Annotated in this window: 12 protein-coding genes; 7 read left to right on the top strand and 5 right to left on the bottom strand. The window is 40.8% G+C overall.

Annotated elements, in window-relative coordinates; genetic code table 11:
* A partial coding sequence (locus IQ246_RS29990; RefSeq protein WP_208492296.1) for a hypothetical protein occupies window positions 1-233 on the top strand: 233 nt, incomplete at its 5' end.
* Between the two features lie 49 nt (window positions 234-282).
* On the opposite strand, the gene IQ246_RS25095 is transcribed toward IQ246_RS29990, so the two are convergent.
* Together IQ246_RS25095 and IQ246_RS25100 are read right to left on the bottom strand one after the other, a co-directional pair.
* On the bottom strand, window positions 283-1,011 hold the full coding sequence (locus tag IQ246_RS25095; protein ID WP_194006039.1) for a bifunctional 2-polyprenyl-6-hydroxyphenol methylase/3-demethylubiquinol 3-O-methyltransferase UbiG: 729 nt from the start codon (window positions 1,009-1,011) through the stop codon (window positions 283-285).
* A gap of 624 nt (window positions 1,012-1,635) precedes the next feature.
* Window positions 1,636-2,187: a PadR family transcriptional regulator gene (locus IQ246_RS25100; protein WP_194006040.1), complete on the bottom strand. Its 552-nt coding sequence runs from the start codon at window positions 2,185-2,187 to the stop codon at window positions 1,636-1,638.
* Window positions 2,188-2,284: 97 nt separating this feature from the next.
* Between IQ246_RS25100 and IQ246_RS25105 the strand changes: the two genes are divergently transcribed.
* The 4 genes from IQ246_RS25105 to IQ246_RS25125 all read left to right on the top strand — a co-directional run bounded on the left by IQ246_RS25105 (window position 2,285) and on the right by IQ246_RS25125 (window position 6,247).
* Window positions 2,285-3,472, top strand: a complete 1,188-nt coding sequence (locus IQ246_RS25105; protein WP_208492297.1) for an ABC exporter membrane fusion protein — start codon at window positions 2,285-2,287, stop codon at window positions 3,470-3,472.
* A 7-nt stretch (window positions 3,473-3,479) separates the two neighbouring features.
* On the top strand, window positions 3,480-4,685 hold the full coding sequence (devC, locus tag IQ246_RS25110) for an ABC transporter permease DevC (RefSeq protein ID WP_370588540.1): 1,206 nt from the start codon (window positions 3,480-3,482) through the stop codon (window positions 4,683-4,685).
* A 9-nt stretch (window positions 4,686-4,694) separates the two neighbouring features.
* A complete protein-coding gene (locus IQ246_RS25115; protein WP_194006041.1) occupies window positions 4,695-5,441 on the top strand; it encodes a DevA family ABC transporter ATP-binding protein in 747 nt (248 codons plus the stop codon).
* A gap of 485 nt (window positions 5,442-5,926) precedes the next feature.
* Window positions 5,927-6,247: a hypothetical protein gene (locus tag IQ246_RS25125; RefSeq protein WP_194006042.1), complete on the top strand. Its 321-nt coding sequence runs from the start codon at window positions 5,927-5,929 to the stop codon at window positions 6,245-6,247.
* 129 nt (window positions 6,248-6,376) lie between these two features.
* Here the strand turns inward: IQ246_RS25125 and nifH are convergent, their stop codons facing one another.
* The 3 genes from nifH to IQ246_RS25140 all read right to left on the bottom strand — a co-directional run bounded on the left by nifH (window position 6,377) and on the right by IQ246_RS25140 (window position 10,793).
* Window positions 6,377-7,282 (bottom strand): nitrogenase iron protein, encoded by a 906-nt coding sequence (nifH, locus tag IQ246_RS25130; RefSeq protein WP_194006043.1) that lies wholly within the window; start codon window positions 7,280-7,282, stop codon window positions 6,377-6,379.
* A 433-nt stretch (window positions 7,283-7,715) separates the two neighbouring features.
* Window positions 7,716-7,904 carry a hypothetical protein gene (locus IQ246_RS25135; RefSeq protein ID WP_194006044.1) on the bottom strand — a complete coding sequence of 63 codons (189 nt, stop codon included), beginning with the start codon at window positions 7,902-7,904 and terminating at the stop codon, window positions 7,716-7,718.
* 660 nt (window positions 7,905-8,564) lie between these two features.
* Window positions 8,565-10,793 (bottom strand): recombinase family protein, encoded by a 2,229-nt coding sequence (locus tag IQ246_RS25140; RefSeq protein WP_194006045.1) that lies wholly within the window; start codon window positions 10,791-10,793, stop codon window positions 8,565-8,567.
* Between the two features lie 78 nt (window positions 10,794-10,871).
* Between IQ246_RS25140 and IQ246_RS25145 the strand changes: the two genes are divergently transcribed.
* Both IQ246_RS25145 and IQ246_RS25150 read left to right on the top strand, forming a co-directional pair.
* Complete coding sequence (locus IQ246_RS25145) at window positions 10,872-12,194, top strand: proton extrusion protein PcxA (protein ID WP_194006046.1); 1,323 nt, start codon at window positions 10,872-10,874, stop codon at window positions 12,192-12,194.
* A gap of 75 nt (window positions 12,195-12,269) precedes the next feature.
* Window positions 12,270-12,665 (top strand): hypothetical protein, encoded by a 396-nt coding sequence (locus IQ246_RS25150; protein ID WP_194006047.1) that lies wholly within the window; start codon window positions 12,270-12,272, stop codon window positions 12,663-12,665.
* The last annotated feature ends 158 nt before the right edge of the window (window positions 12,666-12,823 follow it).

The raw sequence follows: 12,823 nt of genomic DNA on the forward strand, positions 1-12,823 counted from the left end.
AACGCCGCACTCAATATTCAAATGGTTGGGGCATCAACCATTGGGTTAGGCGATGTAAGTCGGGCTTTGCCTGCAATTGCTGTTTGAGCCTAGAATCCCCACCATTCAATGGTGGGGAGTATGTCAATTACTGCATCTGGTTACGCTGCGATCGCCTACCTATTTTCTCAAAATCGTTCTCAAGACTAAACGAATTGCAACATTTAGCCAATAAATACCTTTATAACTTTTAGTATAGATATTCAACTCAATAGGATTTTATTGAGTTTAACTTTAAATCCTTTAAAGGGAGGCAATAAATGTCCAACTTGCCATGTATGTTCCAACAAATATACTGGAATAATCAGTATTGCTATCAGGAACAAACCAGTCAGGAATCACCTTTTGCTGTAAAACCCTCTTTTCCAAGCCGATTTGTATAGCGATATTCTCGTGAACAATTTTTGCGTTGGCAATTTCTAGCATTTTTTCTACTAAATTTTGCAGCAACTCTGCTCGAACAAATAAACTATGAGATGGATGATCACCATAACAAAACGGCACAATAATCACGAGATATCCTTTATCACTTAGTATTTTCTCCAAGCAAAATTGAATAATTTCCTGATCGTCTTTTTTTTCTTGGTTTTCCTTATCAACGCTATGAAATAGCAGACCTGCTAGCACGACTGCATCAAATTTTTGATTTTCACCAGCAAGTTCAGACAAGAAAAGTGATAAATCTTTGGCGATAAACTTTCTATTTGAATAAAGTTGTAAACATTGTTCAATAGCTAATTCACTGTGATCGACTCCGAGATAGTCACATCGAGCAGGTAGATATTTGCTTAAAGCTCCATTACCACATCCTAAATCCAATAAAGAGAACGGCTTTTCAAGAAAAGCGTTATCTAAAAAACCAGCCGCTGGTGTATATCGTGTAACATTTTCAGGCGCTTCAAAGTAAGAATAATAGTCATTTTGGAAGCGTTCTTCCTCAGATGTTTTGCGATCGGGAACCAAATTTTTCATTATAAAAATCTCAGTTTCTTAAACTAGTTTGATTACTAAAGATGCCATTACATAATATCAAGAACTTACAGCTATACATAACATTTTTAGTATAAAATGTTACTTATTTATAGACTAAAATATTCTTACTAAAAAGTAACAGACAGAACTAGCTTTCCATATACCAGCATATTTGCTGTTGTTAGTTTTAAAAATATCTTTCAAGGTAGATTATAAATTCATCCTCATGCAGGATGCCAATTAGTATTTTGCTCATTATTAATTTAGTTTTTCAAATTCACGACTAAGCTGGTTGCACCTGCTAGGCTCTCAAATCATGGACTTGCAATAGGCTCACTCAACTGTTGCCCAAAGCTCTGCCAAGCCTTAAGCTAATGTGCGTCCAATTTGCATATTCACTGCTAAAACGACCGTCATTTGTTCTTTGTCTGCGTTCACGTAGCGTCTTCCTTAGAGGAAAGCGGAGCTAGACGCCCTGGTACTGACACTACGCGTAGCTTTCTTATCCGTAGGGGTAAGTGGTAGCCTGGGACAAGCCGCTCGGCGTCTACGTTTATTTAGATAATTTATTTCTTGGAAGTCCCTAATGAGTTTTCACATGAGTGACACAGGAAAATAGCGACTTTACTTATACTCTGGGAGAGCAGTAATTACCTGAAGGGCTTCGTCACACCATGCCACCCATTCTTGTTGATAGCGAATTGCACGGCGAATAATGAGATGCATATAAAGATCCTTAGGTGCCAAGGATTCTAGATTTTTGGCAAACTGTTCGTCAAGTTTTTGTATCTGATGCGCCTTTTCGAGGTGGAGTTGTCGCCGTCGTTCAATTTCGCGCACAATCACCTCTATATCAATAAGATGTCCAGCAAGTCCTATTACACCCAAATCTTCACGGATTGTGGTTGGTTCAGTAGGTTTCATTAACCAGTTAGTTAGTTCTTTCTGCCCTTGTGTGGTTATGGAGTAGATTTTCTTATCTAGCCGTCCCGGTTGAGGAATCGCTTCATAGGTAACATTGCCCTGTTGCTCCAGTTTGCCTAGCTCAACATAGACTTGCTGCTGGCTAGCCTTCCAAAAACAACTCCCAAAGCCTTCATCAAATTCTTTAGCAACTTCATAGCCACTCAGAGGTTGGCGGGAAAGAAAAGCTAGAATCGCGTGCTTGAGAGCCATAAAAAAGACTTGACGTAATCAACAATTTAAGTCTATCATAACTTTGTATTCAAATAATTGAATACAATAAAATTAATTCAATTATTGGTGATTAATTATGGTGGCTTCTGAAATAGGGATAAAGTTGCGCCATCCGCGTGGGATTACCGTTGTCATTGCTGGCTTTGTTATGTTGATGGTGGCTGTAGTTGTTTATCACAAAATTACAAGTCGTCCATCTCAGCAAATAGTATCGGCTACTAAACCTACTATCAGGACAGTCTCGGCGCTAGGACGATTGGAGCCAGATGGTGAAGTTGTGAATGTTTTTGCCCCTACATCTATTGATGGTGCGAGAGTAGATACCCTGAAAGTGAATCACAGTCAATTTATTCGTAAGGGACAGCTAATTGCCATACTGGATACATATACCCGCCGTCAAGCAGCCCTGCAAGAAGCACAACAGCAAGTTGTGGTTGCTCAAACTCTTTTAAAGCAGGTTGAAGCTGGTGCAAAGTCGGGGCAAATTCAAGCGCAGGAACAGGTAGTGGAGCGGCTACAGGCGGAGTTGGTAACGGAAACAGCAGCGCAAGAAGCGACGATCGCTCGTGTGAAAGCAGAATTAGAGAATGGGGAACTGGAAGCTCGACGCTATCAGCAACTCTACATAGATGGGGCTGTCTCTGCTTCCTTGCGTGATACTAAGCAATTAAAGGCGGATACCGTTAGGGATAGCTTAAACGAAGCTCGTGCTGCTTTAAGCAGGATTATTCTGTCACGGCAAAAGCAGATTACAGAAGCGAAGGCGACACTAAACCAAATTGCAGAGGTGCGTCCCGTGGATGTAGAAGTGGCGCGAGCGCAAGTTGCCCAAGCAGAGACTGGGGTAGCTAGAGCAAAGGCGGAACTGGATTTGGCAGTTGTGCGATCGCCCCAAAATGGGCAGGTTTTGAAAATTCATACTCGCCCAGGAGAACTGGTAGGTAATAAAGGCATCATTAGCCTGGGACAGACTCAAAAAATGGTTGCAGTAGCAGAAATCTATGAACTAGATATTAGCCGAGTCCGGGTTGGTCAATCTGCAACGATCACCAGTAAGAATAATGCCTTTGCAGATGTGTTACATGGCAAGGTGTTTGAAGTTGGGCTAGAAGTCGGTAAAAAGGATGTGTTAAACACCGATCCAGCAGCGCAATTTGATGCGCGAGTTGTGGAAGTGAAAGTCCATTTAGATCCAAAATCTAGCCGCAAGGTTTCTGGTTTAACGAATTTAAGCGTTCAAATGGAAATTAATGTCCAATCTTAAGGAGGGCATGATGACGACAATTATCCATCCTCAGCCTGAATCTAATAAAGCCAAGAAAAAGAAAAAACCACTTTTTCTATCGTGGTTGCAGTTGCGGAAAGAGCGATCGCGCTTGATGGTTGCGATCGCGGGGATTAGTTTTGCCAATGTGCTGATGTTTCTGCAATTGGGTTTTAGAGGAGCTTTGTTTAGCAGTGCAGTAGAATTTCACCATAGTTTGAATGGCGAAATCGTGATGCTGAGTGGCCGCTATCGATCGCTCATTTCCCTAGATCGCTTTACTGAAAGACGATTATATCAGTCACTAGGAGTAGATGGAGTGCAATCGGTAAGTCCGATTTATCTCGATTTTATTCAGTGGCGCAATCCTTACAACAAAGAAATCTGGAATATTTTTGCGATCGGTATTAATCCAGAACATCAGGTAATGAACTTACCCGGTGTGCAAGCCTACCGTAAACAACTGAGAACACCGGATACAGCTCTCTTTAATGAAGGTTCCCGTCATGAGTTTGGGCCGATTGGACAAAACTTTCAAGCAGGTGAGCAAATTTCCACCGAGATAAATCAACGGCAAATTAGTGTTCGGGGATTATTTCAACTTAGTCCCACCTTTGGTATAAATTCTTATTTAGTAACTAGCGATATCAACTTCTTACGCATGGCGACATCCCGCCAATCAGGATTAATTGATGTGGGGGTAATTAAGCTCAAGCCTGGTGCTGATGTCCAAAAAGTTCTGGTAGATTTGCGATCGCGCTTACCTAATGATGTCAAAGTTTTAACCAGAGAAGATTACGCCAAAGCTGAAGTTGCTTTCTGGAATGCCAGTACACCAGTCGGCTATACCTTTGATTTAGGAGTGGTCATTGCCTTTATCGTTGGAGCCGTCATTGTTTATCAAATTCTCTACAGCGATGTCACTGAGCATTTACCAGAATACGCCACCCTCAAGGCTATGGGATTTAACGATAAATACTTACTAGTTGTTGTATTTCAAGAGTCACTCATTCTAGCAATATTAGGCTTTATTCCTGGCATCTTCATTGCTTTAACAATTTATCAAATTACTCATATTGCGACCTTGTTACCAATGGCAATGAATGTAGGACGGGTAGTATTCGTTCTCATTTTGACAACAATCATGTGTTCGTTTTCTGCCGCCATAGCAGTGCGTAAGTTACAGACAGCAGATCCCGCTGATATTTTTTAGGAGTTGATAATGACCGAATTACTTTCACTTCAGACAGTTTTAAGCGAACATTCTTTCCCCGAATCAGCCATTTCAATTTCTAATCTTAATCACTACTTTGGTCATGGTTCTCTTCGCAAACAGGTATTATTTGATATCAATTTGCAAATTGAGCGCGGTGAAATCGTAATTTTGACAGGCCCATCGGGTTCTGGAAAAACTACATTGCTGACATTAATGGGTAGTCTGCGTTCCGCTCAAGAAGGGAGTCTCAAAGTTCTGGGACATGAATTGCTTAACGCTGACAAACAACAGATGACTCTGCTTCGTCGCCATATAGGTTACATCTTTCAAGCACATAACCTACTAGGCTTTTTGAGTGTCTATCAAAATGTGGAAATGGCTTTAGAAATGCACGATATTACAGCAGAAGAAGCCGATATGCGGATCAAACACATTCTGACATCAGTTGGGCTAGAGCAACGCATTCAGTACTATCCTAGCGATCTGTCTGGTGGACAAAAACAACGCGTGGCGATCGCACGGGCTTTGGTTGGACAACCTAAACTGATCCTTGCAGATGAACCAACGGCCGCATTAGACAAACAATCAGGACGAGATGTAGTAGAAATTCTCCAAATTTTGGCAAAGGAACAGGGCTGTACAATTTTGTTAGTCACTCACGACAACCGCATTCTGGATATCGCCGATCGGATTATTTACATGGAAGATGGCCGTTTAGTTGATGGTTCCGACGTGGACACACTCGTGCATTAGGAATCGCGCAGAAATAAATTACCTAAGATGTCTCACTTCACCAGCACCCAGGCGCGTGTAGAGCCTTTGACTTTTAAAACTTGGATCTATCTGACTTTGACCATCAACCAACTTTTTGATATCTGATAAAAGGTTTGGTAGATGTGATTATGCTTTATAATGATTATCATTTTAATTTTTGGAAGTCTCTTAAACAGGGATAGAAGAATAGCAAAAAGTTGCAGTTTAGTAAATTCATAATCCTAGACCAATTTTCAACTTTCTTAATCCATTGTCAACAACAAAGGCTCCTTAGTGGAAGACTGCAACAAACTCAGTTGGAATTAGCCCTCTTTTGTAACCATGAGCAGAGAAAATAAACTCATAATTCTCAAATACTCTATAACTGATACACTATTCTTATGAGAGGTAGCTAAAGTGTCATACTTAAGTAACATCACAAGATAGTGTTCGCCTAACTAATACGTTATTAACGTCTATAAACTATGCAAACTACTTCAAATTTCATCCCAGATTTTGAAAAGTTATTTAGAGAAAAATTACAACTAAATAATTGTAGGCTCAGAAAAAAAAGAAAAGAGAATAATTATGAAATAACTACTCCAGCCAAAGACATTTTTTTGATGTATTGGCACGAATTTCCAGAAATTAATTTGATATATCAAGCTGTAGGGATACGCACAGAGCAAACTGTAGTTTATGAGCGAGCCATCCGCTCCCACATTAAATTTTGTTTGAGCAGTATTCAGGATCGCCCTGTTAATAATGAACTTCAAAGTTTATCAAATTTGCAAGATGTTGGGTAAGGTTTAAAAGATAACGGGAAAGGGATTCCATGCCTTTCCCGCTCCTTCTACTTCTGCAAGAAGTCTATTCTTATACATAGTCTTCAAAAATGAGGATAGGGTGGGTAGCAGCCCACCCTAAAATATTGATTACTTGGTAGTACTTTCTACTGGTACTTCAGTAGCTGTCTTGCCAATCAACATTGCGGCATTTTCCTCGCTTTCGAGGATACCGAATTCAATTAACAACTCTTCTAACTCTTCCATCTCGATAGGTGTGGGGATGGTGAGCTTGTCGTTGCCGATGATCTTTGTGGCTAATGTCCGATATTCGTTACTTTGATTGCTGTCAGGTGCGTACTCGTTCACTGTCATGCGGCGTAATTCAGCGTGCTGCACGATGTTGTCACGAGGTACGTAGTGAATCATTTGGGTGTTCAGGCGTTTTGCCAGGGTTTCGATGAGATCGATTTCCCGGTCAACGTTACGGCTATTACAAATCAAACCACCTAAGCGCACGCCGCCAGTATGAGCATATTTGAGAACACCGCGAGCGATGTTGTTAGCTGCATACATCGCCATCATTTCACCGGAGGTAACGATGTAGATTTCTTGTGCTTTACCTTCACGGATAGGCATAGCGAAACCACCACATACAACGTCGCCCAACACGTCGTAGCTCACGAAGTCAACGTCTTTATATGCACCATTTTCTTCTAAGAAGTTGATGGCGGTGATGATACCGCGACCGGCGCAACCTACACCGGGTTCTGGGCCACCAGACTCCACACAACGTACGTCCCGAAAGCCAGTAAGCATGACTTCTTCGAGTTCTATATCTTCTACAGCGCCTCGTTCAGCAGCCAATTGAAGAACGCTGGTTTGAGCTTTACTGTGTAGCATCAAACGGGTAGAGTCAGCTTTGGGGTCGCAACCGACAATTAGGATGCGTTGACCCATTTCTGCCATAGCAGCAAGGGTATTTTGAGAGGTGGTGGACTTACCAATACCGCCTTTACCGTAGAAAGCTATTTGTCTAATTTTTTCGTCAGTCATGGTTGGTGTTTCCTACAATTGTTTTGTTGGTGGGTCTGAAGGTCGATGTGAGACGTTTACGCCTGGTAATATTGGTAGACACATAGCACTTGCTGGAGGCGATGCCTAGGCATCACAGCAAAAACAGTTAAAATCCAGAACATATTCATAGGAATATTGCAAATGCCACCAAACGCACAGTTAGATAATTTCTCCTAGGAAGCCAGCTATAGTTTGTTTCCTGTAGGATAAAGTTCGGGTGCTTGGAGTTCATGGAGAGGAACTCTATTATCTTTCGATAACAAAGCCTTTAAAACTTTGACTGAAGCATTACCGATTTGTTGTAACAGAATCCCAATAGGTTGCTCAGACCTTAAGAGTGGTTACAGTAGGAATTCCAATTTACGCAGAGTTTTTCCTTTAACCACACAACCAACCAATATTGCAATCCACTCTAAATGGTCGCTACAACTTCCTCGATTTTGCTTGTATCATTGTCGCTGAGAACTTCTAATTGCAAGCACAACCAACCGATATCCCCAAGTACTGAGCCGCTGCTGTACTGGAGTTTATTCCAAGTATTCTTTGAGAATGAATCAAATTGTGATTGATGTAGGGGAATAAATTCCAGCCCAAAGACCATAGCTACAAGATGTTGTGCTGATACCTACATCAGCAAACCTGATACTAAGGTTTGGGAAACATCTTGGTGACTTTTGACAATATGCTTAAATTCCTAGATCTTATGGAACGACACTTGCTTTTATTGAAGTTTTCGTTCCAAAAATATGCAACTACTAAAACTTAGTTCGCGGTTATAAATGGCCGCTCTCGCTTGCACTAAGTCATTACAGTTTTGAATTTCTATCTGCTTCCCAGACTATACTAAGAGTCTTTCTTCCCAGACTCAAAGAGTGATAGCATCTGGTAGGTAATGCTAGTTATGTTAGCCAACTCTTGCTGGCTTATATCCAGTCAATTTCTGATTAACTTTAAGTTATTACCAAGCTTAATATCTTGCTTCATTTGGCTTTGTGTTTTCGCTACAAAAACTATAGCGAATTGAAGTGGATTTACCAGAGCACAAGAAGCATATTAAGCTCGCTTCAGTTTTTTTGAAGCTTTTTGTGCTTTTACTTTTTTGATTCCTATAACAACCATAACATAGATATTGATAAATTATTTGACAATTTCCAAAATTCTCTGATATTTGAAATTTACTTCTATTCACAGTAAAACGTAACTAACGACTGCATTAAATATCATTTCAAAATGTATTTAAGATTGCTATATATAAAATTAATTAAGTAACAATTGCTTCAGAAACAACAGATACACAGGCATTCACTAAAGGTAATAGCGGCCCTAGTTGCTCTTGACCATTAACAGCTAAATCGCTGTGACACAAATACACTTTCTCAGATACACGAGATAGCAAATCTGCCAAAATTCTTTGTAGTCGTTGTTCTTGGGCTAATTTCTCATCTTCTGCTGTCCAAGGTTCACCTAACCTTTGTTGCAGAAAAAACGGCGCACCGAACAAAGTAGCTGCACCACCTTTTGCCCATAGAGGCGAACCAGCATCTAGCCAGAAATGCCAACGGTGAGATCGTCTACTAGAGCGGTATTGGAAAATTGTGGCTAAGGTGACGGCCTTTTTGACTACTCCAATGGGGCGTACAGGATAGGGGTTGGCGGTTATAGTACCACGGCGGAGTAGTTGAATGAATTCGCTAATAGTAGTGGTTGATGAATGGGGAGATGAGGGAGATAATTTTGAATTGGTTTGTTGTAAGCGGGTGTCAATTTCCCAGTAGTGTTGGGCAGTTTCTAGCAATTCTCGCAGTGCTGCTAGTTGGTTGTAGGGAAGATTGCTCCCATTCCACAAAAAGTGCTGAATTGCCCTGTCTAAGAGGGAAATGGGACTAGGAATCAGACGTAGTTTTTGTTGCGATCGCTGCTGTTCTAGCCATTGCAATATGTCATTATAAGCTGTGGTAGCTGCATAACCAATTCGATCCCAGCGCTCGAATACTGACACTGGCAACAAATTGGGGCGCTCAGGATGGGGTACAAAGCAGTAATCGGCAATTAACCCAGCACGTACCGGATCAATGTCAGTGGTGAGTGTTAAGTACTGAGTAGAGACGCGATTAATCGCGTCTGTAGAGGTAAGTGAGGAGTTTTCTGGTGCTTTTTGCCGTCTACTCAAAACAACGAGCATTTCGGCGACAGCATCCCGATCTACTAGGCGTCCCAAACCGGGATAAACTAGTGCCAGCATCGTTAATAAGGCGCGGATTACGGGTGAACTAATCAGGGGACGCTGGTCGTTGAGCGATTCTACTTGGATGTTTTGCTTAAGGAGGATTTCTACTAGGGTATAACGAGCGATGGCATCTAAACCAGGTGCAATAATCACCACTTGTTCTGCTTCCACTTGCCCAGATTTGATCGCATTAGCAATTAACTCTGCTGTTTGCCGTAATAGTTGGGCACGGGAGGTGGTTTGAATTAACTGCACTGCCTCTGGTAAGCTCAATAGTACTATTGGTTCTGTAATTAGTTCCACCATTGGCGTTGCTAGTCGATCTGCAAGAGACTCCGGGGGTGGCCCGGTTAAGGTTTCTATACAACAACGCCCTGCTAATCCTTCTAGATAGCTGGGATCTGCTCCCAATCCTAATCGCACTGCACCATCGGGATTGTAGCTAAATGCCCCTACTGCACCTTGATCTAGCAGTAGTTCAAACAGTTGACGTGCTACACCAGGATAATCATCTACATCATCGGCTAGTACCGCCTGATAGCGTTTAGTTAGGTGCTCTTGGTAATTGCGATCGCTTAACAAGTGCTGACTATATAGTTCGGTAATAATCCCATAAGTGAGTAATCCTCTCTCTAAACACCAGTTGCGCCAATCTAGCAGCAAAGATGCTAAGAACTCTGGTTCTAGATTTATGGCATTCTCCTGTAAGCCTTTTTGCAAAATTTGAGCAATATCTTCGCAAGGTGTACCGCTGTAAGCTGCTAATTGCAATAAATCTAGGATACGACGCACGAAACGAGACTCATTCACTCCCGCAAGGCGCAAAATTTCTTCGTCTAATTGGGAACGCCATAATTTAGTCGCCAATTCTTGCTCAGTTTCTGGACGCAATCTTACTGGAAATTGTGCTTTCAGGTTCAACGACTGAATCAGCAACGGCCAAAATAAAATAACTTCATCCTGAAAAAAACCTAGCGGTGTTTTAGCACGAACCGGATATTTGCCTAGAGTATTTGTAACAATTATGTCTCCTAGTTCTCGACGATTGTCATCATTAGCAGCTAAAACTAAAACTCCTGGTTCTGTTGGACGAAGATCCAAAAGTTTTGGTAGATGACCACTTTTTTTTTGTCCTAATTTCTTAGTATAAAATGATTCAACATATTTATTTTCTGTTTGCACCCAAATACAAAATTGCTCTACCAAGCGAGCAGTCTTACCACTGCGGCTAGTACCAACAATCCAAACTGAATGAGAAACCATAAAACTTATCCTTGTAGATTTGCTAGTGTACCTCGTGCGTTAACTTAGGGTTAAGAATCACCAAAACATGCTGGATGATTGTCTACGATGAAAATCTCTATTTTTAGCCAAAAAGTTTACCATTTCTTAGTACCTGCTTACCGTTGGTATTTACGGACACCAGAGCGTTCTCTAGATGAAGCTTACCAAGCGGCATTAAAGATTAAAGAAATAGAAAGCAAGCATTTCAATGGTAATAAAATAAACGTTGACTCAGCCATCTACAGCAATAGTGTGATGGATTATTTTGAGTCAGATCTGAAAAAGCTATTAAAAATTTCCAGGATGAGGCTTACAGAGTTTAGAGCAAGCCGTTGGTTCTTAAACGAAGAGAATCAAAAAGCAGCCAATAAAGCAGGTATAGAATATCCCAATCCTTCTTTAGTTTTGGAAAAGCTAAACTTTATTGATCAAGTCATCTCAAAATACACTATATTAGATGAGCCAATAACTTCTTCAACTTTAGTTACTAAACCCCAAGTTCTACCAGTTGAATCGGCTATTGCTCAACCGTTACAACCAAAAAAGCCAACTCCCAACTCTGATAACAAACCACGACGCAAAGCCGACACATTAGGGATTTTACCCCGTTCAATTTTAAGTACCATCACTCGTTTGCAAGTTGAATTAGATCCTAATTCTGAGGAAGATGTAGTTCAAAACTTTCGTCAGACTCAAAGAAGAACAATAATATCAATTAGATTCATCTTACTGTTAATTATAGTACCACTTTTGACTCATCAGCTAGCCAAAATTTTTGTAGTTGGGCCAGTTATTGACCATTTTAGAGGCTCTGAGGAAGCGCAAGTATTCCTCAATTTTGAGATGGAAGAAGAAGCCTTTGGACAATTACAAAGATTTGAAGAGAAAATCAAGTTTCAAAATCTAATTAGCAATGCACCTCCATTGGCTCCTGAGCAGATTGAAACTAAAATGCAAGAGAAAGCTAGCGAGATTGCTGAGGAGTTTCGTGGCGAAAGCGCCAATGCTATCAAAAATGTTTTTTCAGATATTTTTTCTGTTGGTGCTTTCATCTGGCTTTTACTAGTCAGTAAATCTTCTATTGGAGTGATTAAAGATTTCTTTGATCATATTGTCTATGGACTGAGTGATAGCGCTAAGGCATTTATTATCATTTTGTTCACTGATGTCTTCGTCGGATTTCACTCTCCTCATGGCTGGGAAGTAATTCTAGAAGGTTTGTCACGCCATTGGGGATTACCAGCTAATAGGGATTTTATATTTTTATTTATTGCTACATTTCCAGTGATTTTAGATACCATTTTCAAATATTGGATATTCCGATACTTGAACAGAATATCACCTTCGGCAGTCGCCACTTACCGTAATATGAATGAATAGTAGGAATGGGGAATGGGGAATGGGGGATTGGGGATTGGAGACTGAGTAATAATTTTCTTAATCTCTATTTTTCAAATGAAGAAGATACTTGGAGCGATCGCAATCAGTATACCTGTGATTCTGTCAGTCTTTCTGGTACGTATGCAATCTCTAGCGCATCAGGAACTCAGTCCACCAGAATGTCGTGTGAAAAAGTGGAATATAGCAGCGTCTTCTTTTAATACCCAAAATCAAGATGCATCTATTCAAAAGCTAAAAACATCACAGTTACCAGCACTAATCCAGAGATTACCAGTTACTTGTTGTCAGGATGATGCGTCTTGTATAGATGAGTTTATCTATGGGCAAGAAAACAATCAACCACCAGATAAAAAGGCATTGCTGACAGCTATTGATCATAGTCTAACATATCTGCAAACAGCTAATGCTGTTGCTGCTTATAGCGGTTATCAGTCCAGTGCAGTACACTAGGAGAGAGCAATTGTACTGATAACTGGTCGGCATGAAACCCTACTCTCTCGACTTGCGCCAGAAAATTGTTGATGCTTATGCCTGCGGTGATATTTCCCAACGAAAACTGGCGAAAAACTTTGGTGTCACCCTAAGTTTTGTGCAAAATTTACTCAAAC

This window comes from aff. Roholtiella sp. LEGE 12411, assembly GCF_015206995.1.
Classification (GTDB): domain Bacteria; phylum Cyanobacteriota; class Cyanobacteriia; order Cyanobacteriales; family Nostocaceae; genus Komarekiella.

Excerpts from the sequence above, each read along its gene's own strand:
- IQ246_RS25135 (WP_194006044.1), bottom strand. The coding sequence starts at position 7,904 with ATGGTCTTTGGGCTGGAATTTATTCCCCTACATCAATCACAATTTGAT.
- IQ246_RS25125 (WP_194006042.1), top strand. The coding sequence starts at position 5,927 with ATGCAAACTACTTCAAATTTCATCCCAGATTTTGAAAAGTTATTTAGA.
- IQ246_RS25115 (WP_194006041.1), top strand. The coding sequence starts at position 4,695 with ATGACCGAATTACTTTCACTTCAGACAGTTTTAAGCGAACATTCTTTC.
- IQ246_RS25140 (WP_194006045.1), bottom strand. The coding sequence starts at position 10,793 with ATGGTTTCTCATTCAGTTTGGATTGTTGGTACTAGCCGCAGTGGTAAG.
- IQ246_RS25105 (WP_208492297.1), top strand. The coding sequence starts at position 2,285 with ATGGTGGCTTCTGAAATAGGGATAAAGTTGCGCCATCCGCGTGGGATT.
- nifH (WP_194006043.1), bottom strand. The coding sequence starts at position 7,282 with ATGACTGACGAAAAAATTAGACAAATAGCTTTCTACGGTAAAGGCGGT.
- IQ246_RS25100 (WP_194006040.1), bottom strand. The coding sequence starts at position 2,187 with ATGGCTCTCAAGCACGCGATTCTAGCTTTTCTTTCCCGCCAACCTCTG.
- IQ246_RS25150 (WP_194006047.1), top strand. The coding sequence starts at position 12,270 with ATGAAGAAGATACTTGGAGCGATCGCAATCAGTATACCTGTGATTCTG.
- IQ246_RS25095 (WP_194006039.1), bottom strand. The coding sequence starts at position 1,011 with ATGAAAAATTTGGTTCCCGATCGCAAAACATCTGAGGAAGAACGCTTC.
- devC (WP_370588540.1), top strand. The coding sequence starts at position 3,480 with ATGATGACGACAATTATCCATCCTCAGCCTGAATCTAATAAAGCCAAG.